18 protein-coding genes and 2 pseudogenes are annotated in these 20,704 nt (G+C 51.8%); 9 read left to right on the top strand and 11 right to left on the bottom strand.

Annotation, left to right across the window (positions count from 1 at the left end; genetic code table 11):
* Window positions 1-17: 17 nt before the first annotated feature.
* From ACL2XN_RS02990 to ACL2XN_RS02980, 3 genes are all read right to left on the bottom strand, one after another.
* On the bottom strand, window positions 18-872 hold the full coding sequence (locus ACL2XN_RS02990; protein ID WP_413730241.1) for a D-amino-acid transaminase: 855 nt from the start codon (window positions 870-872) through the stop codon (window positions 18-20).
* Between the two features lie 17 nt (window positions 873-889).
* Entirely contained in the window at window positions 890-1,813 is a 924-nt protein-coding gene (locus ACL2XN_RS02985) for an N-carbamoyl-D-amino-acid hydrolase (RefSeq protein ID WP_413730240.1), read from the bottom strand.
* Window positions 1,814-1,934: 121 nt separating this feature from the next.
* Entirely contained in the window at window positions 1,935-2,855 is a 921-nt protein-coding gene (locus ACL2XN_RS02980) for a LysR family transcriptional regulator (RefSeq protein ID WP_413730239.1), read from the bottom strand.
* A 173-nt stretch (window positions 2,856-3,028) separates the two neighbouring features.
* On the opposite strand from ACL2XN_RS02980, the gene ACL2XN_RS02975 reads away from it, so the two are divergent.
* Together ACL2XN_RS02975 and ACL2XN_RS02970 are read left to right on the top strand one after the other, a co-directional pair.
* Window positions 3,029-3,928 carry an AEC family transporter gene (locus ACL2XN_RS02975; protein ID WP_413730238.1) on the top strand — a complete coding sequence of 300 codons (900 nt, stop codon included), beginning with the start codon at window positions 3,029-3,031 and terminating at the stop codon, window positions 3,926-3,928.
* A gap of 1,215 nt (window positions 3,929-5,143) precedes the next feature.
* On the top strand, window positions 5,144-6,238 hold the full coding sequence (locus tag ACL2XN_RS02970; RefSeq protein ID WP_413730237.1) for a GGDEF domain-containing protein: 1,095 nt from the start codon (window positions 5,144-5,146) through the stop codon (window positions 6,236-6,238).
* A 236-nt stretch (window positions 6,239-6,474) separates the two neighbouring features.
* Here the strand turns inward: ACL2XN_RS02970 and ACL2XN_RS02965 are convergent, their stop codons facing one another.
* The 5 genes from ACL2XN_RS02965 to ACL2XN_RS02945 form a co-directional block, all read right to left on the bottom strand.
* Window positions 6,475-7,251 carry a hypothetical protein gene (locus tag ACL2XN_RS02965; RefSeq protein ID WP_413730236.1) on the bottom strand — a complete coding sequence of 259 codons (777 nt, stop codon included), beginning with the start codon at window positions 7,249-7,251 and terminating at the stop codon, window positions 6,475-6,477.
* Between the two features lie 35 nt (window positions 7,252-7,286).
* The gene (locus ACL2XN_RS02960) at window positions 7,287-7,667 is read right to left on the bottom strand and encodes a carboxymuconolactone decarboxylase family protein (protein ID WP_413730235.1); all 381 of its coding nucleotides are present in this window, start codon (window positions 7,665-7,667) and stop codon (window positions 7,287-7,289) included.
* 832 nt (window positions 7,668-8,499) lie between these two features.
* Window positions 8,500-9,828 carry a group II intron reverse transcriptase/maturase gene (gene ltrA, locus ACL2XN_RS02955; RefSeq protein ID WP_413730234.1) on the bottom strand — a complete coding sequence of 443 codons (1,329 nt, stop codon included), beginning with the start codon at window positions 9,826-9,828 and terminating at the stop codon, window positions 8,500-8,502.
* Between the two features lie 640 nt (window positions 9,829-10,468).
* A complete protein-coding gene (locus ACL2XN_RS02950; RefSeq protein WP_413730233.1) occupies window positions 10,469-11,101 on the bottom strand; it encodes a hypothetical protein in 633 nt (210 codons plus the stop codon).
* Between the two features lie 23 nt (window positions 11,102-11,124).
* Window positions 11,125-11,337 carry a hypothetical protein gene (locus tag ACL2XN_RS02945; protein ID WP_413730232.1) on the bottom strand — a complete coding sequence of 71 codons (213 nt, stop codon included), beginning with the start codon at window positions 11,335-11,337 and terminating at the stop codon, window positions 11,125-11,127.
* Between the two features lie 336 nt (window positions 11,338-11,673).
* On the opposite strand from ACL2XN_RS02945, the gene ACL2XN_RS02940 reads away from it, so the two are divergent.
* Both ACL2XN_RS02940 and ACL2XN_RS02935 read left to right on the top strand, forming a co-directional pair.
* Complete coding sequence (locus ACL2XN_RS02940; protein ID WP_413730231.1) at window positions 11,674-11,955, top strand: helix-turn-helix transcriptional regulator; 282 nt, start codon at window positions 11,674-11,676, stop codon at window positions 11,953-11,955.
* A gap of 356 nt (window positions 11,956-12,311) precedes the next feature.
* Window positions 12,312-12,461, top strand: a pseudogene (locus ACL2XN_RS02935) (aldo/keto reductase); the annotation flags it as partial.
* Window positions 12,462-12,649: 188 nt separating this feature from the next.
* Here the strand turns inward: ACL2XN_RS02935 and ACL2XN_RS02930 are convergent.
* Window positions 12,650-13,504 carry a DMT family transporter gene (locus ACL2XN_RS02930; RefSeq protein WP_413730230.1) on the bottom strand — a complete coding sequence of 285 codons (855 nt, stop codon included), beginning with the start codon at window positions 13,502-13,504 and terminating at the stop codon, window positions 12,650-12,652.
* Here ACL2XN_RS02930 and ACL2XN_RS02925 point away from each other — a divergent pair.
* The 4 genes and pseudogenes from ACL2XN_RS02925 to ACL2XN_RS02910 all read left to right on the top strand — a co-directional run.
* A complete protein-coding gene (locus ACL2XN_RS02925; RefSeq protein ID WP_203524861.1) occupies window positions 13,489-13,971 on the top strand; it encodes a transposase in 483 nt (160 codons plus the stop codon). The two genes, ACL2XN_RS02930 and ACL2XN_RS02925, sit on opposite strands and share 16 nt — an antisense overlap.
* A gap of 17 nt (window positions 13,972-13,988) precedes the next feature.
* Window positions 13,989-14,441: a helix-turn-helix domain-containing protein gene (locus tag ACL2XN_RS02920; protein WP_413730229.1), complete on the top strand. Its 453-nt coding sequence runs from the start codon at window positions 13,989-13,991 to the stop codon at window positions 14,439-14,441.
* Between the two features lie 641 nt (window positions 14,442-15,082).
* Window positions 15,083-16,591, top strand: coding sequence for a group II intron reverse transcriptase/maturase (ltrA, locus tag ACL2XN_RS02915; RefSeq protein WP_413731055.1), 1,509 nt, complete (start codon window positions 15,083-15,085; stop codon window positions 16,589-16,591).
* Window positions 16,592-16,659: 68 nt separating this feature from the next.
* A pseudogene (locus ACL2XN_RS02910) lies at window positions 16,660-17,289 on the top strand (transposase); the annotation flags it as partial.
* Window positions 17,290-17,492: 203 nt separating this feature from the next.
* Here the strand turns inward: ACL2XN_RS02910 and ACL2XN_RS02905 are convergent.
* The gene (locus ACL2XN_RS02905; protein ID WP_413730228.1) at window positions 17,493-18,002 is read right to left on the bottom strand and encodes a MarR family winged helix-turn-helix transcriptional regulator; all 510 of its coding nucleotides are present in this window, start codon (window positions 18,000-18,002) and stop codon (window positions 17,493-17,495) included.
* 438 nt (window positions 18,003-18,440) lie between these two features.
* On the opposite strand from ACL2XN_RS02905, the gene ACL2XN_RS02900 reads away from it, so the two are divergent.
* The gene (locus ACL2XN_RS02900; protein WP_413730227.1) at window positions 18,441-19,439 is read left to right on the top strand and encodes an aldo/keto reductase; all 999 of its coding nucleotides are present in this window, start codon (window positions 18,441-18,443) and stop codon (window positions 19,437-19,439) included.
* 86 nt (window positions 19,440-19,525) lie between these two features.
* Here the strand turns inward: ACL2XN_RS02900 and ACL2XN_RS02895 are convergent, their stop codons facing one another.
* Window positions 19,526-20,704, bottom strand: coding sequence for an acetyl-CoA C-acetyltransferase (locus tag ACL2XN_RS02895; protein WP_413730226.1), 1,179 nt, complete (start codon window positions 20,702-20,704; stop codon window positions 19,526-19,528).

The raw sequence follows: 20,704 nt of genomic DNA, 5'->3' as shown, positions 1-20,704 counted from the left end.
GACGCCATTCCCGGCGCTCAGACGCTCCCCGCCAGCGCATGGCCGATATATAGCTGGCGCAGTCGGCGGGTTAACGGCCCCGGCGTGCCGTCGCCGATGGGCTGGCCGTCCAGGGTCACCACCGGATAAATAAACGATGTGGAGGAGGTCACGAAGGCTTCAGCGGCATTCTTTGCTTCCTCCAGGCTGAAGGCGCGCTCTTCGCGTTGCAGGCCGTGTTCTTTCACCAGGACGAGCAGCGCGCCGCGCGTGATGCCGGGCAACAGCGCGCGGGAAAGCTCGCGGGTCACCACCGCGCCGTCGCGGGTTATGATAAACGCATTATTGGAGGTACCTTCGGTCACCCGTCCATCCTTCACCAGCCAGGCGTCGTCGGCGCCCTGGGCTTTTGCCTGTTCCTTGGCCATGCAGGCGTAGAGAAGTTGCGTGGTTTTGACATCGCTGCGCCCCCAGCGCATATCCGGCAGACCGATGATATTCATGCCGCGTTTTGCCAGCGGACTGTCGAGCACCGCCTTGGCCTGGGTGAAAAGCGCCACCGTCAACGGCGTGTCCGCGGGCGGATACAAAAAGTCGCGGTCTGCGGCGCCACGGCTGACCTGCATATACATCAAGCCTTCGCACAGCGCATTGCGCGCGATAAGCTGCCGGTGGACCGCCAGCAGCTTATCGTCGTCAAGCGGCAGGACCAGAGCCAGCTCCGCCAGCGAGCGGCGCAGGCGGGCCAAATGCGCCTTGGCATCCACCAGCTTGCCGCCCAATACGGCGGTCACCTCGTAAATGCCGTCGGCGAACATAAAGCCGCGATCGAAGATGGAAATCTTCGCATCATTCTCGGCAATAAACTCTCCGTTGAGATAAACGGTGCGCATGGACTGTCGTCTCCTGGTCAGGGGCGCTGGACGCCGGTTTGGCGGGTAATGATGCCGTAATGCTCGATACGCCGGTGGCGGGCGAAATCGAAAATGGTGGTCTTGCCGAAATTGCACAAATCCATATCGCAGCGGTGGACGATAAGCTCGTCGTCCTGCCCTTTAGCCCTGGCGACCACAAAACCGTTGGGATCGATGATTACGCTGCCGCCCATCAGCGGGAAGCCGTCCTCGACCCCGGCCTTGGCCACGCCGACCACCCAGGTGGCGTTTTGATAAGCGCCGGCCTGCATGCACAATTCGGAATGGAACAGCCGCTGCTGTTCGCCTTCACCGGGTTTTTGCGAGTTGATTGACGGCGTGTTATAGCCCAGCGTGACCAGTTCCACGCCCTGCAGTCCCATGACACGATAGGTTTCCGGCCAGCGGCGGTCGTTGCAAATGCACATGCCAATCACGGTTTCCCGATCCTCCCATGTGGGGAAACCCAGGTCGCCGGGTTCGAAGTAGCGTTTCTCCAGGTGCTGGAAGTCGCGGCCGGTATCGAACTCGACGTGTCCGGGCAGATGTATCTTGCGGTATTTGCCGATGATGCTGCCCTGGCGGTCGGTTAAGATGGAGGTGTTGTAATGATGCCCCTCAGGGGTCAACTCGGCGTAGCCGAAGGTGATGGCGATGCCGTGCTCACGCGCGAAATCGAACAGCGGGCGGGTCGCCTCGTTGGGCATCTCCCGTTCGAACCAGGTATCCACCTCGCGCTGATCTTCCATATACCAGCGGGGAAAGAACGTGGTCAGGGCCAGCTCCGGGAAGACCACCAGTTCACATCCCTGCTGCCGGGCCTGTTCCAATAGCGCCAGCATACGCCGGACCACCGTTTCCCTTAAATCGCTTTTTTGAATAGCCCCCAACTGGGCGCCGCCGATGACGATTTCGCGCATGCCGTTTTCCTCCCACAAGACCGACCCGATGCCGGCAAACCTTTTGCGTTACTTAGGGTCATTGTGGGAACTTCAGGTAAGGATGTCGTATGCCAATATGTCGGCCTTGGTTAACCTGAGGTTAATCCATATTGAACAGGTGAAAACCGCTGCCGCCGAGCGTGTTGCGCAATTGCTCGACAAACACCTGGGCAAACTGCGCCAAAGGCTCGCGCCGCAGGTGCACCAGGCTGATGGTCAGGCGTTCTTCGCTGAGGATGGGCAATACCGCCATCCGCCCCTCTCCCGAGGCGCGGAAGGAAATTTCATCGACCACGGAAAAACCACTGCCGTTTTTGACCAGCGCGCACGCGTGGTGGGGCGAGTCGACATCGATGCTTGGCCGGTATGGCAAGCCCACATGTTCGAAGGCCATCTTCATGAAGCTGTAGAACGGCGTATCGGCGGTATAGCCGATGAACGCCGCATCCGCCAGCGCCTGGGGCAACTCGTCGGCCTGAACCCGGGTCAGCGGATGATCCTGCGGGCACACCACCATAACCCGGATATAGCTCAGCGGCACCGCGCGCAGGTTGGGATGATCGATGGGGAACAGGGAAATACCCAGATCCGCCTGCCGGTCAAGCAGCCGGTCGCGCAGCAGGACATGTCGCAGGCATTCCAGGCTGATGCGAATATCCTCGTTGCACTGCCGGAAAGCAGCAATGGCGTCCGGCACCAGTTGATGCCCCAGGCTGGGGCTGCTGGCGACGCGCAGCACGCCGTGACGCTGCTGGACCAGATTGTGCAGCGTGGTATTGACCCGCAGGATATCGCGATACACCGATTCAACATCGTTGAACAGGCTACGCGCCTCCGGCGAGGGATATAGCCGTCCCTTGACGCGCTCGAACAGCTGGAAGCCGATACGCGCCTCGGTGTGCGAGAGCATCCGGCTAACCGCCGGCTGGGAAACAAACAGCAGTTGCGCGGCGCCATTGATGGAACCGGTGATCATGACAGCGCGAAAGACTTCGATCTGGCGCAAGTTGAGCGGCTGCATGCAACGTACCTCTGTGGAATTTTAGCGTTCGCGCCGGGGACAACGCATAACATCAGGTTATAGGAAGATAGCAATTAGTATGCCAATACACCCAATTGCCTGAAAATCGCGCTGACAGCGAAGGGATTAGCCAGTAAAAATAGCCTTCACCCATTGTTACAGGAGCCTTACCCGTGGCCGTTCCACAAACCATACTGCCCATCTCGCTGTTGATCATCCTGGGGTATGTCCAGGCGCGCCGGGGCGTTCTCGAGTCCCACGCCATCAAGGCATTGGGCGGCCTGGCCTTCAAGCTGTTCATGCCGATGGTGTTGTTTACCGGCATGGTCAACGCACCGCTGCACGACGGCCTGAACACCACGATCCTGGCGGCGTATTTTGTTCCGGCACTGATGGTTTTCGCCCTGGTCAACCTGTTCGCCCATCGCCGCCTCGGCCACCCAACGCCCTTTGGACTGACCGCCTCCTTTTCCAATAACGCCCTGATCGGCGTGGCGATGGTCTCGGGCCTGTTCGGCAACGACGGGCTAGTGCTGCTGTTCACCGTACTCGCCGTGCACAGCCTGCTGCTGTTCAGCTTCCAAAGCCTGTATGACAGTTTCGCCGGCAGCGAGCCGTTCAAACCCGGCCCGCTGGTAAGCAGCCTCGCCAATCCGATGATTGTCGGCCTGCTGCTGGGCACGGCGGTCAATCTGTCGAATGTGGCGCTGCCGGTCTGGACCACGCAATTAACGACCTGGCTGGCCCAGGCGGCGTTACCCTGCGCGCTGATCGCGCTGGGCGCCAATTTGGCGGGCTTTCGCCTGCGCCCCGGCGGGTCTGCCCTCGGCATTACCGCCGCCAAGCTTGTCGCCATGCCGCTGCTGGTTTTGCTGACGTGCATGCTGCTGGATATCGGCGGTATGCCGCGCCGGGTGCTGGTACTGATGGCCGCCAATCCCTCCGGCGTCAATGTGCTGGGGTTTTCGCGCTCGCTGGAAGACACCCAGGTAACCAGCTCGGCCATTTGTCTTTCAACACTCTTATCGGCCGTCACCCTGCCGCTGTGGATGTGGGTTGATAGCCTGCTGTAATCCGCCGGGCGTAACGCGGGGTAACAAAACGCCGGCGCCCGAAGGGGTTGAAGCAGGTTGCACCAAGGCTGGCGGCCGCAGAAAGACCACCACCGGTCGAGCAAGTCGTCCTGCCAGAGCGCCTGTGCCGTCGCCAGCATAACGCGCGGCTCCGGCAGGATCTGCGCTAGCATCCACTTGTACAATGCTGTTAGTTGCCTAAGGGAATAAAGCGCTGCAGGAAGCAGCAAGTGCCACAGATCTATATGCCGCATTGCCGACGGTAACAGTCGCCGTTTCAAGATCAGCAGTTGTGCCATAACAACCTGTTTAATCCAAGAAAACAAGTCGCTATAAAACAATCCTTTCCTGTGATTGACTAATGCATTTCTTGAACATGCTTGCTGCAAAAGACGCATTCGAGCCGCAGCGCCGCGCTATCACTGACTTATATCGATTTAGGCTTCGCTTTTCTAAAAAAAAAATTTCAAATAACGTTTGACATAAAATAATTAACAGAATGTTTGTAGGAAAAAGAGGGTGATTATTTAATGCCGTTTTTATGGTCTCACATGCGGTGTTGACCGCATAGATCTATACACCCATTCTCGCTTATGATGATAAGGTTTTCTTATGTAGATATTTCCCAGGAGAGCAATAAATATAAATCATTTTTGTGATACGTAATGAAATAGAAATCATCATTTCGATGTGATAAATAAAAATTTGCACAAAGTAACATTTTCACTTCATCATTTATGCCTTTTTTTAAATAGATCAGCCGTTAATTTTCAATTTCAGGTTTGTTTTTATTTCCCATAAACTATTTTCTATTACATTGCAGAATAGTTTACTAATGCCTTCATGAAATACTTCTGACGATATAAATTGAAACTTTCATGATAATTCATCTATAGATTAATTATCAATCAACTGCTGATCATTAATTCATCATAATAGAGGAATCGATCGTTAATAACAATAGTTACTCAAATATTGATAGGTTTTATCTATCAATAAGGTTTTTACGATCGATATAAACGATTAGAATAATAAATGCTAAGGGCGTTTAATTTGAAGTTAGGCTTTGTGTCGCCTTGGTAAGGTTAAGTCGTTCATAAAGGAATATCGACGAAGTATTAAGATTTAGAATAAAATATATAACTGGTGAGCTTCATTTGATGCAATATATAAAATATTGCAAGATTGTTATTATTTAAGCTAGGGTGCACAGTTATGGGAATTGTTGCATTGAGTCTGAGTGTTTATGTTAACATTTGCATCATTTTTGCAACTTTTTCTGCAAGCATTTTTTTACTTAGCCGCAATGAAGCCTTTTCATTTGATGCATCCTACAGCAAGCGTGTTATATTTGGTGTTGTCGGCGGACTTATTACCTTGAGCATTCAACAACAACATGGGGTTTTGACAACAGGTTTCCCCGTTTTTAGTTTCACTGGTTTACCCGTAATTTTAACAATAATAATTGGCGGCTGGGTCAGTGGTTTAATATCCCTGGCAATAGGTATCATTAATATTGATGGAGACCTTTATGAAAAGATGATTATGGGCCTCGTCCCACTAACCCTTTTTCCCTTTAAAATATGGCGTAGCACATCATCGAGAATACCTCTGTTTATTGTGTTTATCATTCTACTCTACAACACTATTACGTTTCATTTTATTAATAACTCACCGCATGATATAAACTCTCTGATAGTTTCTACACTTTTGGAGTGTTTTTGTTTTCTGATCATATATTATGCACTGATGGCTCAGAAATCCTATATTAAAGACAATATAATGATTAAGGATTTCGCCATGATTGACAGCGTCACTAATTTAAATAACCGCAAACGGGTTGATCAAGAAATTGTCCGACTCGCTCTAAAGAAAAACTCATTCGGGGTGGTATTGATTGATCTGGATGATTTCAAGCTTGTCAATGATCGTTATGGGCATCTTGTCGGCGATCAATTACTCTATGAAATAGCTGATGTTTTTAGAGGTACAACGCGAGCTAAGGATTTTGTCGGCCGTTACGGGGGTGAGGAGTTTATCATGTTCATCCAAAATCAGGATCCCGCTGCGGTGCTGTTGGTTTGCCAGCGTATCAGGCAAGCAGTTTCAAAAACGCTGTTTCTGGGAAATTCACAACAGCCATTCAATATCACTGTTTCTATCGGGGTGAGCATGCATTATGCCGATAAAGATCTTATGAAGAGTATACATCAGGCCGATCTGGCCCTTTATAAAGCCAAAAAGCAAGGTAAAAACACTGTCGTAATGAACGATTTCTTAACTGCGGCTTCAGATTTTTTGCATAAATAACTGAAAATGCTATTTACACTTATATTTTCCTGATTAAAGTCAGCCGTGAAAATTTAAAGCCTATGGTGATATGGATCATTCTATTTACATTTTTAAAAAATCAGTCGCTGCAGCAGCATGAACGGGGATCAGCGAGAGACTGTGAAGTGAAAGGGCCATGGTTCTTCTGGCAAGCAGTGATCTAATGAGTTCGAACATTAAGAATTCCCTCGGGCTGTAATATTAGGACGGCAGCGTTAACGGATTCGAAACGCGGCGTTTGCCCCCCACGTAGCCACGAGTAGACTTCCATCAGGTGCACGTGCCAACCCTACCGGGCTGATCAGTCCATCAGCGATCACCGTGCGAGTACCTTCTCGGTCGACGCGGCTGACAGTCGTCCCGCCATAGTCAACAACATAGGCTGCATCTGTACCTGCTGGGACGATGCCGGGGCCTGGGCTGGTGAATTCGGTATTGATTGTTTTTGCCTTCATCCCATTGGATACGAGGGATATTCCGCCCGCAATATTACTGACCAGTAAATCACCATTGGGCAGTTCTACAGCACCTACCGGTGTTTGCAAACCTTCGGCTACGATCTCTATTCTTCCGTCTGGATGGGCAGCAAGAATTTGGTTGGTCTTCCGATTCGCGATCAGCAAGCGACCTCGCATATCAAAAGAGAGACCCGCCGGCGTTGCCAGCCCCTGTACGAAAACAGTCTTATCGCCGTTGGGTGTGAAACGCCACACCAGGTCTTCGTTGTAGGAGGCGACGTACACATCTCCCGTGGATGAAACAGCCAATCCAGACGGGCCACTGAGGCCACTGGCAAAGACCACACGTTCGCCATTAGGCGTGAAGCGCAACACAGTGCCGGCCGACCAATTCGCCACATAAAGGTTGCCGCGCATGTCGTAGGCCATACCGACCGGTGAACTGAGTCCCTCATGGACTGCGGTCCGATCCAACGTCCAATTGACTACTGATTGCGCTTGGGCCGAGGCAGGCAGGTTCAGCGAGACTGCCATAATAAACGCCAACCACACTGAGTAGAATATGTGCCTCATATTGTTACCTCCTGTGAGAAAATTTCTTTGGCGGCGAACAGTCCGTTAAGTGCTGCGGGAAAGCCGGCATAAACCGCCATCTGCATGATGATCTCAACGATTTCTTGTTGAGAGCAGCCGACAATGCGAGCGCCGTGGATATGTACCTTGAGTTGCGGCAAAGCGTTTCCCGTGGCGGTTAGCGCGGCTACCACAGCGAGTTCTCGGCTCTTGAGGTCGAGTCCCGGCCTCGAATAGATATCGCCGAACGGAAACTCAATGAGCAGGCGGGCAAAATCTGGTGCAATGTCCTTCAGGCTCTCAATAACGTTCTCTCCTGCCTGACCATCAACTTCCTTAAGCTTCGCCAGGCCTCGTTCATAGCGTTCGTTATTCATATTCACTCCTGAAGGGTTTTGATACTTGCACTGTATGTTTCGCCTTCGTATTAATCCAATATCATTTTTGTGATACCTTTTGGGTATGAATGAATTCATTGATCTACGACTGGTGCGAGCAGACCGATAAGCAGGGCCACCACCATTACTAGCCCGCGACAATGGGCCGTTGAGCTGTATGAGAAATCTTCTATTGAAAGAAAGGTGCTGATGTCGACTAAAAATTGCACTCAACAGCAATCTTCATTGGCGTCGCCAATCTGCAATTTCCCGAAAAAAAATACATCAGTGGGGTTACTGACTGGGCGTGATAATAAGTCTTCGGGGGGAACTGTCTGCGGGTGTAGCGCAAAATCCACAACATCGCAATATCGCCCGAATGGCGGCCGGCGTGCCCTCGACGTCCAGTAATAACGGACTCTGTTGGCGCCCCTGTTCATCAAACACGCTTGCCAAAGCCTGGGGGTCCACTAATATTCCCCTTCCCTTGGGAAAAAATGTTCTGTGCCCTTCGCGACTTCGCTGCGACGAGGTAAACGCATTCTGCCAACCGTCCAATTGCAAAAGCGTCAATGCGCAGTGCAAACGATACATGTCACTGTGTTGCGACAGTTGGTCTGCGCCTAACTCCCAGTAATACAACAAACAGTGTTTCAACCGAGTCGAGGCCGGGTTTATTTGGCCAAGTCTGAGCAACGACAGCAACACCGGCGCAATATCGCGTGAGAAGCGTTTTTGCTGCTGGGCCTGCTGAAGCCAGCATCGAGTAGGAGGCGGGATTGCTCCCGCCGTCCTCTCACACCACCGTACGTACGGTTCCGTATACGGCGGTTCAGGCTATACGGTTTAGCCGGTTTATCGTATCCAGTATCGAGACCAGTCCAAGCCGGTCCCACCATTTCTTCGGCAACGCCTGATTCATATGCGACGCTCCCGAGTTCCACCAGGGACCTCGTCCATTGCTCGTCGATTTCCAGGCGCGTTCTGCATTCAGCCCCAAGCGCGTCAAGTTCCGTGCCCTTGTCGAGGGATTCTTCCATTGGCGCCATAGGGCACATCGCAGTTTATGCCGCACCCAGCCATCAAGCTTTTCGAGAGGCCTTTTGCTCTGACTTAACTTAAAGTAACCGGCCCAGCCGCGCAGTATCGGGTTTATTCGCTCGATGACATTTGCCATCTTGCGTCCCCGCGCACCCCGCAACATCTCCCCCAGCCTGTCGCGCAGTCGGCCTTGGCTTGCCATGCTTACTCTCAGTCTCGGTTGCTGTCGATGCCTGCTTATCCCATAGCCGAGGTAGTCACATTTCCAGGCTTCGGCTACACGGCTCTTTTCCCCGTTCAGCGTCAGTTTTAACCGCTGGTTCAGGAAGCGCTCCACGCTTACCATTACCCGTTCGCCAGCCCGTTGACTGCGCACATAGATGTTCGCATCATCGGCATAACGCACGAAGCGATGACCCCGCTTTGTCAGTTCGATATCGAGTTCGTTGAGCAGGATATTCGACAACAACGGCGAGAGCGGGCCCCCTTGCGGCGTCCCTTCCTGCCGTCGGCTCAGTATCCCACCCGCCATCACCCCGGACTCAAGATAGCGACTGATAAGCGTAAGCACGCGTTTGTCTTCAACCCGGCGCTGTACGCGGGCCATCAGGATATCGTGGTTAACGCGATCAAAGAACTTTTCCAGATCGAGTTCCACGCACCAGTGATGCCCGGCAGCTACGTGGGCGCGGGCCGTTTCGACTGCCTGATGGGCGCTTTTCCCCGGACGGAAGCCATAGCTGTAGTCCGAGAACAGCGGGTCGAAGATTGGCGTGAGCTGTTGTAGCAAGGCTTGTTGAATCAGGCGATCCACCACACTGGGGATACCTAAATGGCGGGTTCCACCTTTGGGCTTGGGGATCTCAACCGCGCGTACCGCTTGCGGATGATATTCCCCTGTCAACAACCGGGCCTTTAAGATCGGCCAATACTGTTTCACGTAGCCGGCCAATTCAGCCACCGTCATGCCATCGGCACCCGGTGCGCCTTTATTGCCGACTACGCGTTGATACGCACGCTTGAGATTCGCCGGTGCGAGCACCCGCTCCATCAGCGTGTCCGGCTCCGCGTTCGTCCACGTCGCAGACGTCGCCGATGCTTGCACACTGTCGGCCATCATCCTCGGATACCGTCCGGGACTCGGGGAAACAGTTTTCTCGGGGAGAATATTCGGTGTTTCAGCATTCGACGAGACTCCAACGCCTACTGGCGGTATAACCTGTTCAGCCCTTGGTGACGGGGTTAATCGTCACTTACTACGGCCTCGGCTGACTTCTGCACGCTCATCCCGTCGCCTCTCGACGCGCGGTAGCACTATGGCAAACGTGCAGATCTCCCAGGGTAATTCGCGCGACCTTCCTGCTTATGCCTGTCGGATATACGTCACAGCGTTCCGTGCAAGTACTGGGCTTTAACGATTTTCGCCGTCTTACCCCGCTGCGCCGCCTGATCCGCTTCCTGTACGTCAGGCCGGCATTTTGCTTTCAGCTTCCTTCAGATCCGCGATCGCCCGCGACACCCTTGCCTTCAGCTAACACTTCCCCTTGCCGGGTGTGTAGAGGACTTTCACCTCCAAGTCGCCCCTTGGCCACCACGGCCAGGGGACAGCACCCGTCAGGGCGCTACGCGCCATGCCTGGCGCACGAATAATAAACGGCTGCTCTCCCGCATCCGCAACGATACGACCGTCCTGCCACGCCAGCTCTATCGCGACGAGTCCACACCAAGCGAAATGGGCAATTTGTGGGTACATAAATACCTCAGATCTTACGGGATATAGTGGATGAACGCGCAGGTCTGGACTTTGGGACGGATGAACGAGACAAGATAAGCGTATCCGTGCTGGCCGCTGGACGAGCCAGCTGGCCGAACGTCTCGTTGCGTACTGGGAAACTCGGCGATTGATAGCGGGCTATCAGACGGCGCCGTAAGGCTTTACGGTACTGTGCCTGGTGATGAATATCCCTGGCCAGTCGATACAACTCACCATAGCCAATGTCCTTATGCTCCACGACAAACACTTTAACCGCGCTCTGCAATGCGTCGCTGGTCTGACTCAGGGCAATCAGATCTGAGCCGGTGATGGGTAGGGCAGGAATATTATCGGGCAGATGATACAGCCCGCTACGCCTTACGAGAGGCGAGCCAGCGAGCGTAAACGCGGTCCAAACGAGCCCCCCGAAAAGAGCACCCAGCACTATCAGTTGCCCTAGACCAGGCCAGAATCGGTACAGTACCATACCCGCCATCAGCGTACTTCCGGCCCAAATCAGTAGGGCCAGCCATAGTCGGGGCATATGGACGACTATCTTGGGGATACGCTGCGCATTCTCGCGCTTGATGAGGTTTAACACCATGTTTCGGATAAGCGTGACATCATTCTGGGATGACATGAGTGTTGCCTTCCTGTGATTATTCAGAGAGAAAAAACGACACTGTAAAGCTTCTGCCAATATTTTAAGCGGCACCGAAAATACATCCGCATGGCGGGTGGCTGCGCCAACTCAAGCTCACTGATTTTAAGTGCTGATGCCCCATCACGCTTGAGGCGCATAGCATGAAAAGCCGCCATATCGGCTAAGATGCGCTGCTGCCCCATTGAGGTAAGCGGGATAAAATTTTCCATCATACATGCCCCCCTGGCTGCTGTATAACGCGATCAGTAAACCGATTCAGGTGTTTCCCCAGGGGCACTGGATGCCGGTGTTTTTTTGGCTGATGAAAAATTACGCGCTCTGGCCCGGCTTGTAAAACCCTTTAATCACGGACTTCAACGGAAGGCGTACACGACAACGCCCGGACATCATGGCCGGAGCCAATGAAAAGGGTCACGAACCCAGTGTAACCCAAGAACGTGACCGGTTCCCTGGTGTTGTCGTGTAGCGATGTAAAGGTTTTACTTTACACATAAAATGTAAAGGAATGCTAGACAGGCGTCAAGGATAATTGATTGTCTGGGCGACCGATGATAGGAAAAAGACTCAAAGAAGCGCGAAGATTATGTGACATGACGCAAGAGAAGCTGGGGGTAATGATTGGCATTGAGGAAGCTACCGCCCGACAACGCATTTCACAATATGAATTGGGGACTCATACGCCAAAATATTCGCTCGCCTGCCTGATGGCGGAAATCTTGCACGTACCGGAATGCTACTTTTACATCAAAAGTGATGATTTTGCTGATAAAGTATTAGCGCTTTATCAGGCAGAGAACTCTCACTGTGCTACCGACACCAAAGAAAAGTAGGTAAAAAGTCTATTTGATAGCAACAACCACGTTGGCTGATTTTCCGACAACGTTCGGGGACGTATATGCCTATAGTATTATGTCAGGCTGAAACGAGGATATCCGCTGGTCGGTTGCGTTCGTCCTAATGCTGCAACGAATGGATACCCCAAGGATATCTGCTGGACAGACCACACGCCAATCCTAAAGGGCACCATTCTGTCTTGCGTACTACTGCCACACCATCTCTCAGTACCCGCCTCACGCCGCTGGAGCGCAACGGCCGGCAGGTATAGAATCGTCTGAACATGAAGACAGGACCGGAGACGGAGGGTCCGCCCCCGGATCGATAATCAGGTGATAACAGGAGTATTTTTATGAGGATCCGTACTCTTGGCCGTAACGGCCCCACCGTGTCCGCCCTGGGCCTCGGCTGCATGGGCATGAGTGCGTTCTACGGCGACCACAGCGACGAGACCGGCTCGATCGCCGTCATCCGCCACGCGCTTGACCGCGGCGTTACCCTGCAAGGTTGAAATCGCTTGACCCAATGAAAAAGGATCTCTTTCTTTTTTTCTTTATCGGGTTCATTGAAAAGAAGTTCATTGGTTTTGTCTATATCTTTACCGAAAGAGTCAAGATGGCTCCTCGGAATTTTACCGAGTAATTGTTGAATTTCCATACCTTTCTCCTTACTGGAATTTTCAGAGTTACATTAATGTTCACCTGTCTTACTTGATAACATACTTATCATAAGCAACGCACAGATAGTAATAATACTTCCCACTATCTGAATGCTTTCCATCTTTTCTCTTAGAAACAGGTATGCGCCGAAGATCCCAAAAATAGGGACCAAGTTTAGAAACATTCCTGCTAATCCTGCACTGATATTTTTTAATGAAATTAAATAAAATGTGAATGCGAGAGCATATTGAAGGATACCGGATGCTATCGCCAGTAACACAATGCCTATCGATGGAATAGAGAATGTATAATCGGTAACGATATACTCGATAATAAAAGCTAATGTTGTTGCAAGAAGTGCAGTGACTTGTTGAAAAGCAACAATGATAATGGCATCTGCAACCGCTATCGAGCGCGATGTCATCATAACATATACGGCAGCGGCAAGCATACCGGAAATAATAAGAAGATTCCCTATCATACCATTATGTATCAATTCTGACAGACTACTTCCTATTGAAAAGTAGAGGCCAATCAGAATGAAAGACGATAACATAATGAACAATTTACTTAATTTTTCTTTAAAAAACAACGCGGCAATGATCACTATAAATATTGATTCTAACGACTGTAATAGTGCCGCATCCGTTGCTCTGGCGAACGTGAGGCCAATCAACACCAGGATATAGGTCAAAAATGGCTCAAAAAGACCGAGAAAACTCACCTTTTTTAATGATCGTATATCTGGAATTTTTATTTTCTTTATAAGAACAATACACCATATAAAAACAACGCTGGCTGTAAGTCCCCCCCTGTCAGGATAGATGGCATCCCCTACTGAAAATCTAATTGGGGGTAGTGGAGCCTGACATGAAACGTTATTCACCTGAACGTAAAGCTGCTGTTTTGGACAAATTATTACCTCCTCACAACATGACTGTTAGCGCACTTGCACAGCAAGAAGGAATATCGGAAGCTACCCTTTACAACTGGCGTATTCAGGCCAAATTGGAGGGAAAGCCCGTGCCCGGAGCGAATAAAACTACCGAACAATGGTCGACCGAAGCCCGTTTTGCCGTGATCGTGGAAACTGCCACACTCAGTCAAGCCGAGTTAGGCGAATATTGCCGTCGTAAAGGGCTTTATCCAGAACAAATAGCCCAGTGGAAACAAGACTTCCTTCAAACGCCACAACCCGATACCCGGCAGTCGCAAAAACAGGCCCAAAAAGAAATCAAAGGGCTGAAGCGAGAACTGGCCCGAAAGGAAAAAGCCCTGGCGGAGGCGGCCGCGTTGCTGGTGTTGCGAAAAAAGCTCAATGGTTATTACGGGATAGCAGACGAGGACGACTGACGCCAGCGAACGAGCGAGTGCAATTTATCCGGTGGATAGGCGAGGCGACGAGCGCCGGTGCGCGCTTGCTCCCCGCCTGCCGAGAAGTGGGCATCAGCCTGCGCACCTGGCGGCGCTGGAACGGGCAGGCCGAAGACCGCCGGCCTTCGGCGGTGCGCCCACGACCGGCCAATAAGCTGACACTCGCCGAAGAACATCAAATACTGGCCGTGTGTCACGAGCCGGAGTATGCCAGTTTGCCGCCGGCGCAAATCGTGCCACGTCTGGCGGACACAGGGGTCTATCTAGCCAGCGAATCGACGTTTTACCGGATCCTGCGGCGCCACGGTCAGGTGCATCATCGAGGGCGTAGCCGGGCACCGCTGAAGGTCAATAAACCGACCAGCTATCAGGCGCTTGCGCCCCGCCACGTGTGGACATGGGACATCACCTGGCGTGCGCCCGGAGCTCAGGGCTGGCAAGGAAGCTAAATATGAGCCACGAACTGATCTGAAATCCGCCGCTTGTCGACAGGAGTCTGACAAGCGGCGGCAGTGTCTGGTTGTGCAGACACATGAGCCCGAGCGGCAGTGTCTCATTGTATGCTGGTGAGGTGATGAAGCCCGCTGACAACGGGGGGTGAGGCGAACTCGTTAAGCCAAGATGCTCCTCCAGGCTGAGTAGTGGACGGATGAAGAACATGAACCGATTAATCCGCGTCTATGGGTTGAAATGTCACCACCCCCTACACGGGTTAACAGGGGGTACAACGTTAGACGTTCTTTACATGTAGGATGGAGCGTGTCGATTGGCCACTTTACAGCCACGAATATGGCCATGGACTGACGCAATACCACAATTCTGTGTCAGAGCGTTATCGCCTCACAGAATGATGAGGGTAAAGACTGCGATCGGCATCCACCCCACTATGTTTGAGTTCAGGTCAGTAAACCGGGGAAGGTCTGTTTGGCTGTTAAGGGAGCATGACCCCGATGACAAACAGGCTGGCGGAGCTCCCGTAGTAGTCCGCGATGGGGAAAGCCCATTACATGGCGAAGGGGAGCAGTTTATATATGTTTGTAGAACAAACTACCTGACTGAAGTGAGGTGAAGACCTTTGATAATCAGCGAAATGCAATGCAAACTGGCAACGTGGGCGGATACCGAGCCGGATCGTAAAATGGATCGGTTATTGCGCCTGATTGCACACCCGATATGGCTGGCAGAAGCAGCACGGAAAACGCTGGCATCCCGAGGTAGTTACACGCCTGGGATAGACGGCATAACCAAACTGCATCTGGAAAACCGGTTGTTGGAAACTCTGGCTCAGCTCCGTCAGGAACTACTGTCGGGTGACTATCAACCGGCCCCCGCCCGGCGTGTGTACATTCCAAAAGCGAACGGGAAACTGCGCCCACTGGGGATACCTACATTACGGGATCGTATTATCCAGCGGGCCATGTTGATGGCAATGGAGCCCATCTGGGAAAGTGATTTCCACCGTCTTTCCTATGGATTTCGTCCGGAACGCAGTGTGCATCACGCTATCCGCACAGTGAAACTTCAACTGACAGATAAACGTGACACCAGTGGACGGTGGGTCATCGAAGGTGACCTTTCCAGTTACTTCGACACAGTACATCACCGGCTGTTGATGAAGGCGGTACGGCGACGGATCTGCGATCAGCGGTTCTTGTCGTTGCTCTGGAAAATCATCAAAGCCGGCCATGTTGATGCCGGACTGTTTCGTGCGGCCAGCGAGGGGGTTCCGCAAGGCGGGGTTATCTCGCCCCTACTGGCGAACATTATGCTGCATGAATTCGATCAGTATCTTGAGCGCCATTATCTTGGTACAAAGCCGCGTCAAGACCGATGGTATAACAACCATAGCATCAAGGTCGGTCGTCGGTCGGCGATCCAAGGGAAGTGGCAATGGCAACCCGCTGTAGCTTACTGCCGTTATGCTGATGATTTTATCATTATCGTAAAGGGTACCAAAGCGCATGCTGAAGCCATTCGGAACGAATGTCGCGATGTGCTTGAAGGAAAGTTGAAGCTGGCGCTGAACATGGAAAAGACCCGGGTCACCCATGTAAACGACGGCTTCACGTTTCTCGGTCATCGGCTTATTCGGAAACGAAGTCGCGACGGCATAATGCGGGTAGTCAGCACGATCCCACGAGAAAAGGCAAGAAACTTCGCCGCATCGCTGACTCAGTTATTGTCGGGAAACTTCGACGCCAACAAGATCGATATGGTCGACACACTGAACAAGAAGCTTCAAGGCTGGGCGAATTTCTACCAATTTGTCGACTTCAAAGCCAAAGTGTTCAGCCATATCGACGGTGTGGTGTTCTGGAAACTGACACACTGGCTGTCGCGGAAATACCGGACAGCAATCAAGCCGCTGATGCGACGCTGGTTTAAGCTCCCGCTCAACGGGTCAGCAAAGACCTGGGTTCTGTTTGGTACCAATCGCCAAAGCAGTCGATGCCGGGTGGAACTGATACGTTTAGTTGGGCGAGGTAAACGGCAATTCCGCTGGCGACTTCCTGAAAGCAATCCTTACCTCAGGAAGGAAGAACGCAATACGTTTACCTCACGCTATCGCGACGTTGCCATGGCCATGAGCCGTGTATAAATGGAGAGCCGGATGCGCTGAAAGGTGCATGTCCGGTTCGGAGAGGAGAGGCAAGGAAATAGTTCGACTACGCCTTGTCTCTTACTCTACTCGCGTCACGAGTCCGTGGCCGGTATTTTTATCTGTATCTGATAGAAGATATCTTTAGCCGGAAAATCGTCGGTTACGAGGTTCACGAAGAAGAAAATGGTGACCAGGCCGCCGCCCTGCTGCAGCGTACCGTGCTGCGTGAACAGTGCTACCGGCAACCTTTGGTGCTGCACGCCGATAATGGGGCGCCGATGAAATCCCAAACGCTGAAAGCAAAGCTGGAAGAACTGCAGATCACCGGTTCGCACAGCCGGCCGCGGGTCAGCAACGACAATCCGTATGTAGAGTCGCTGTTCAGAACGCTGAAATATGTTCCAGCGTGGCCGTCATCGGGCTTCCTGGACCTAAATGAGGCAAGACAGTGGGTTGAGTGTTTTAGCCGATGGTACAACGAAGAGCACCGGCATAGCGCTATCGGTTATGTGACGCCGGAACAACGCCATCAGGGGCATGACATTGCCCTGTTGGCAAACCGAAAAGCCTTGTATGAATCAGCCCAAAGGGCCAACCCGGAACGATGGTCAAAACACTGTCGCCAATGGCAACGTGTCGAAGTGGTGATGTTGAATCCGGATAAGCCGGAAACAGCGCTGGAAAATGCAGCATAAAAAATGACTAAGGGTGCCAACATCCTTGACAGCCGCCGAAGTTGTATTAATAAGAGCATTATCGGCGGAAAGCTTTGCAAAGCCCCCTTAGACATGACTAAGGCCATACCCCAGCAAAAAGCTGCCAGAATAGCAAACGCAGCGCCCTTAATATGAACGTTTGGTATCATAGTCCACCTGGTGTGGTTTAAATAAAATAATAACTATTTTGACGGTTCTGCTGGACAACACTCCTGCGGACAAGCATTCAAATCGCAAAGCCGACACACAGAATCTGACGTCTGGCGGTCGGTCACGGTATTTTCTAATATTTTTGAAATAAGCACCAAAAAAATGTCTTTTTCTTCCCCTTTTAACGGAGAAATAAGCTGCTCCAACACGCTATATCGCTCTTTGAGGATTTTTTGCATTTCTTCCATGCCTTTACTGGTTAAATGCAACGTAGCTGAACGACTATCTGTGACCGCGCGCTCTTTATAAACCAAACTCTGCTCTTCCAGTTTCTGAACCAGGCGCGTGGCAGCTGACTGCCCCAACGACAATGCGGACTGCAAATTGCTTAGCTGATTAGAGAAAAGGCCAATTTGAACCAGCGCAGAAGGATAAGAGGCATTCATTCCCAAGGCTTCGCTCGTTGCGGCAGAGATACGATCGGAAACTGAGAGGCAAAAAGCCCCCATGATGTTAAGTAGGCGTAGTTCGGACTGATTCATCAGCACACCCCATTGGGTTATGAATACTTAGCTTGTTATACATGTATCACTCATGCATTTACTTGGCAAGTATTATCCACTAACTATGTAGGTGTTCTTATCCAATGCTGTTCTGCGGGATCTTCCACGTCGCCATCACCATCTAAACTGATCGCATAGCGCCCCTGAGCAAACAGCATCAGGCGCCGAACCCATTCAGCCCGGTTGGCTGCATGTCGATTTCTTTCACCGTGTCCAGCCATTCTCCTTGTTGCCGGTTGTAGCCCCCTGCTCTGCTCCGGCCGCCTCTCTTTCAGCTTGGCCACTGCACGATCAAGATGCTGGGAAAAGCAAAGCTAAGGTTTGCGTGGTAATACTTTTATTATATTAATTTCTTTGAAATTCTCCTGCAGCATGTCTTGATTCATACTTGCTTTTCAATCACGAGGAGAAATGACGATGCGAATGAGAATACTAGGTAAAGATTTTACCGTTTCGGCTATGGGTTATGGCGCCATGGGCTTGAGCGAATTCTACGGAGAGGCCAAGGATACTGATTCTCTTGAGGTATTAAAAACGGTCATCGAAAGTGGCGTTAATTTACTCGACACCGCTGATATCTATGGGCGAGGACACAATGAACGCCTGATCGGTCACTTTCTTGGCACGCTGAAAGGTCGTCAGCGTGAACAGATTAACATCGCCACCAAGTGTGGTATTTACCGACCGGTTGAAGCGGCGTATGCACGCAGCATTAACAACGAACCGGACTATATACGCCGCTGCTGCCATGATTCATTACAACGGTTAGGCATCGAGCGTATTGACCTCTATTATCTGCACCGCATTAACCCGCAGGCGTCGATTGAAGAAAGTATGTCCTGCTTGAGCGAGTTGGTGAAGGAAGGCAAAATTGCGCATGTTGGGTTGTGCGAAGTCTCCGCCACAACGCTTGAAAAAGCCCATCGGGTTCATCCGGTCACGGCGTTACAAACTGAATATTCCTTGTGGACTCGTGATATCGAACAGAATATTTTGCCTACGGCCATCCGCCTAGGTATCGGTGTGGTCCCTTATTCGCCCTTGGGACGCGGTTTTCTGACGGGGAAATATTTAAACAACGCCGATTTTTCCGATGACGATTTCCGCAAAAACAATCCCCGTTTCAGTGATGAAAATTTACACTCTAATGCCAAGATCCTTAATGCCATCGAGCCGTTGGCTACGAAATATCAATGTACGCTCGGCCAGCTATCACTTGCCTGGCTGCTGGCGCAATATGACCAGATAGTTCCTATCCCTGGCACGAAAAATAGCCGTTATGCACGGGAAAATGCCGCAGCAGCAGACATTGAGTTAAGTGAAGACGATGTGGTTTTTATCACCAAACTGAAAGACCAGATCGAGATAAAAGGCGAACGTTATAGTCAGGAAGGCATGAAAGGTGTCAATGCGTAACGTTATTATCCAGGCAACCGAAGAGTGAAAACGCAAAAAGGCTGAAAACTTTACTCAGCCGTTTTGTGATTTACGTCAGCACGTCATTAACCGCGCTCTACCGCCAAGGCGACACCTTCTCCGCCCCCTATGCACAACGCGGCCATGCCTTTATGCAAGTTGTTACGCCGCATGTGGTGAATCAGTGTCACCAGTATTCGACAACCCGAGGCGCCGATCGCGTGGCCCAAGGCAATGGCACCCCCATTGGGGTTTACGCGATCCAGGGAAATGTGCAGTTCTGACAAAACCGCCAGCGCTTGTGCGGCAAACGCCTCGTTAGACTCCAATACGTCAAGTTCAGCTATTTCCCACATCTGCTCTTTCAAACAGCGACGAATGGCTTCGATCGGTGCGGCACCCATTATTTCAGGCTCAATACCGGAATTCGTAAAGTGCCCCACGGTCACCAGGGGCGTTAAGCCCAGACTGCCGGCTTTTTCCCGGCTGCATAACATGACCGCAGCCGCACCGTCATTCAGTGATGAGGCGTTGCCGGCAGTGACCGTTCCTGCTGCCTGGAACACCGGTTTCAACAACGACAATTTATCGTAGCTGGTTTCGCGCGGCCCTTCATCCTGGTCGAAACGGATGGTTTCGCCTTTTCTGTTGGCGAATTCGAAAGCTACGATCTCATCGAGAAAATGCCCATCCCGCTGCGCTTTTAACGCCCTCTGATGGGAAACCGCCGAGTATTCATCCTGCCGTAAACGTGAAATACCGAATTGTCTGGCGACATTTTCCGCCGTGACCCCTATATGAAAATCATGAAAAGCATCCCACAGACCATCCTGAATAAGGGTATCTTTCAGATCGGCATGCCCGAGGCGCAATCCTTTACGCGCCGCGTTAAGGATATGCGGCGCCAGCGACATATTTTCCTGGCCCCCGGCAATCACACATTCCGCGTCACCGCACTGGATCGCCTGCATCGCTAGATGAACGGCTTTCAGGCCTGAGCCGCAAACCTTGTTGATGGTCAGCGCATGAATTTTCACCGGTAAGCCGGCCTTTAAGGCGGTTTGGCGCGCGGGGTTCTGGCCACATCCCGCGGTCAGGACTTGCCCCATGATAACCTGATCTATCTCATGGGCGGCGACGCCGGTTTCTTTTAACAGAGCCTGGACCACGGCACTACCCAATGTGACGGCGGCTTGCTCGGCCAGAGCACCCTGAAAATTGCCAGTGGCCGTCCGTTTTGCTGCGACTATCACGACGTCTCTCAT

The sequence above is a fragment of the Sodalis sp. RH22 genome (genome assembly GCF_047324165.1).
GTDB lineage: Bacteria > Pseudomonadota > Gammaproteobacteria > Enterobacterales > Enterobacteriaceae > Acerihabitans.
Note: the sequence above shows the minus strand (reverse complement) of the source record. Positions and strands in the feature narration are given on the sequence as shown.

Bases quoted from the DNA above. Each gene is read 5' to 3' on its own strand.
- ACL2XN_RS02970 (WP_413730237.1), top strand. From the start codon at position 5,144: ATGGGAATTGTTGCATTGAGTCTGAGTGTTTATGTTAACATTTGCATC.
- ltrA (WP_413730234.1), bottom strand. From the start codon at position 9,828: ATGATGGCCGACAGTGTGCAAGCATCGGCGACGTCTGCGACGTGGACG.
- ACL2XN_RS02990 (WP_413730241.1), bottom strand. From the start codon at position 872: ATGCGCACCGTTTATCTCAACGGAGAGTTTATTGCCGAGAATGATGCG.
- ACL2XN_RS02940 (WP_413730231.1), top strand. From the start codon at position 11,674: ATGATAGGAAAAAGACTCAAAGAAGCGCGAAGATTATGTGACATGACG.
- ACL2XN_RS02980 (WP_413730239.1), bottom strand. From the start codon at position 2,855: ATGCAGCCGCTCAACTTGCGCCAGATCGAAGTCTTTCGCGCTGTCATG.
- ltrA (WP_413731055.1), top strand. From the start codon at position 15,083: ATGCAATGCAAACTGGCAACGTGGGCGGATACCGAGCCGGATCGTAAA.
- ACL2XN_RS02985 (WP_413730240.1), bottom strand. From the start codon at position 1,813: ATGCGCGAAATCGTCATCGGCGGCGCCCAGTTGGGGGCTATTCAAAAA.
- ACL2XN_RS02950 (WP_413730233.1), bottom strand. From the start codon at position 11,101: ATGTCATCCCAGAATGATGTCACGCTTATCCGAAACATGGTGTTAAAC.
- ACL2XN_RS02925 (WP_203524861.1), top strand. From the start codon at position 13,489: ATGAAACGTTATTCACCTGAACGTAAAGCTGCTGTTTTGGACAAATTA.
- ACL2XN_RS02945 (WP_413730232.1), bottom strand. From the start codon at position 11,337: ATGATGGAAAATTTTATCCCGCTTACCTCAATGGGGCAGCAGCGCATC.
- ACL2XN_RS02965 (WP_413730236.1), bottom strand. From the start codon at position 7,251: ATGGCAGTCTCGCTGAACCTGCCTGCCTCGGCCCAAGCGCAATCAGTA.
- ACL2XN_RS02905 (WP_413730228.1), bottom strand. From the start codon at position 18,002: ATGAATCAGTCCGAACTACGCCTACTTAACATCATGGGGGCTTTTTGC.
- ACL2XN_RS02900 (WP_413730227.1), top strand. From the start codon at position 18,441: ATGCGAATGAGAATACTAGGTAAAGATTTTACCGTTTCGGCTATGGGT.
- ACL2XN_RS02895 (WP_413730226.1), bottom strand. From the start codon at position 20,704: ATGAGAGACGTCGTGATAGTCGCAGCAAAACGGACGGCCACTGGCAAT.
- ACL2XN_RS02960 (WP_413730235.1), bottom strand. From the start codon at position 7,667: ATGAATAACGAACGCTATGAACGAGGCCTGGCGAAGCTTAAGGAAGTT.